Raw genomic sequence first — 1,251 nt, forward strand, 5'->3', positions numbered from 1 at the left:
GACTTGCATGTATTAGGCACGCCGCCAGCGTTCGTCCTGAGCCAGGATCAAACTCTCCAAAGAATTTGATATAGCTCTTTAAAAATGACGAAGCTTGCGCTTCATTCAAAAATTGTAAAACTTTTTTTTGCCTCATCGTTCAGTTTTCAAAGACCAAATTAAAAATAAGAAATGGTCGGGAAGACAGGATTCGAACCTGCGACCCCTTGGTCCCAAACCAAGTGCTCTACCAAGCTGAGCTACTTCCCGTTATAAATGGTGCACCCTGAGAGATTCGAACTCCCGGCCTTTAGATTCGTAGTCTAACGCTCTATCCAGCTGAGCTAAGGGTGCATTAATGCGGTCGAGAGGACTTGAACCTCCACGGTGTTAACCACCACTAGGCCCTCAACCTAGCGCGTCTACCGATTCCGCCACGACCGCATATAATTGGAGCGGAAGACGGGATTCGAACCCGCGACCCCGACCTTGGCAAGGTCGTATTCTACCACTGAACTACTTCCGCAATATAAAGTTAGATTAGAGATGCGGGTGAAGGGACTCGAACCCCCACGTCAAAGACACTAGATCCTAAGTCTAGCGCGTCTACCAATTCCGCCACACCCGCATATAATATTTAAGTATAGAAATTAATGAGAAATGGTGAGCCATGCAGGGCTCGAACCTGCGACCCTCTGATTAAAAGTCAGATGCTCTACCAACTGAGCTAATGGCTCATTAATTTGTTAAAAATGGGGCGGCTGAAGGGAATTGAACCCTCGAATGCCGGAATCACAATCCGGTGCGTTAACCACTTCGCCACAACCGCCATGAGAAAAATGGTGCCGGCGAAAGGATTCGAACCCTCGACCCTCTGATTACAAGTCAGATGCTCTACCAACTGAGCTACACCGGCGCTGTAAATGGTGGCTTTGGACGGAATCGAACCGCCGACACAAGGATTTTCAGTCCTTTGCTCTACCAACTGAGCTACAAAGCCAACTTATTAAGTTAAATAAAAAAATGGCGGTCCCGACGGGATTCGAACCCGCGATCTTCTGCGTGACAGGCAGACATGTTAACCACTACACCACGGGACCGTTTTAAATAATTACTGTATCGACTTTACCTATTTTAAGTCTCCTTAAGAGGAAAGTCAATAATTTTTTTAAAAAAACAAACAGCCTGGCAGCGTCCTATCCTCACAGGGGGAGACCCCCAACTACTTTCGGCGCTGAAGCGCTTAACTTCCGTGTTCGGCATGGGAACGGG

Annotated in this window: 10 tRNA genes and 2 rRNA genes; all 12 read right to left on the bottom strand. The window is 47.5% G+C overall.

Annotation, left to right across the window (positions count from 1 at the left end):
* Window positions 1–63: ribosomal RNA gene (locus tag KNP83_RS14855) — 16S ribosomal RNA — on the bottom strand; the annotation flags it as partial.
* A gap of 109 nt (window positions 64–172) precedes the next feature.
* A tRNA-Pro gene (locus KNP83_RS14860) sits at window positions 173–249 on the bottom strand.
* A gap of 7 nt (window positions 250–256) precedes the next feature.
* Window positions 257–333: transfer RNA gene (locus KNP83_RS14865), tRNA-Arg, on the bottom strand.
* Window positions 334–338: 5 nt separating this feature from the next.
* Window positions 339–423 (bottom strand) — tRNA-Leu (locus KNP83_RS14870).
* 7 nt (window positions 424–430) lie between these two features.
* Window positions 431–505 (bottom strand) — tRNA-Gly (locus KNP83_RS14875).
* A 21-nt stretch (window positions 506–526) separates the two neighbouring features.
* A tRNA-Leu gene (locus KNP83_RS14880) sits at window positions 527–607 on the bottom strand.
* Between the two features lie 33 nt (window positions 608–640).
* Window positions 641–716, bottom strand: a tRNA-Lys gene (locus KNP83_RS14885).
* 16 nt (window positions 717–732) lie between these two features.
* Window positions 733–808: transfer RNA gene (locus KNP83_RS14890), tRNA-His, on the bottom strand.
* Between the two features lie 11 nt (window positions 809–819).
* Window positions 820–895, bottom strand: a tRNA-Thr gene (locus KNP83_RS14895).
* A gap of 8 nt (window positions 896–903) precedes the next feature.
* A tRNA-Phe gene (locus tag KNP83_RS14900) sits at window positions 904–979 on the bottom strand.
* A gap of 24 nt (window positions 980–1,003) precedes the next feature.
* A tRNA-Asp gene (locus KNP83_RS14905) sits at window positions 1,004–1,079 on the bottom strand.
* A gap of 83 nt (window positions 1,080–1,162) precedes the next feature.
* A 5S ribosomal RNA gene (gene rrf / locus KNP83_RS14910) occupies window positions 1,163–1,251 on the bottom strand; the annotation flags it as partial.

The sequence above is a fragment of the Exiguobacterium sp. s146 genome (assembly GCF_018618415.1).
Taxonomy (GTDB): Bacteria; Bacillota; Bacilli; order Exiguobacteriales; family Exiguobacteriaceae; genus Exiguobacterium.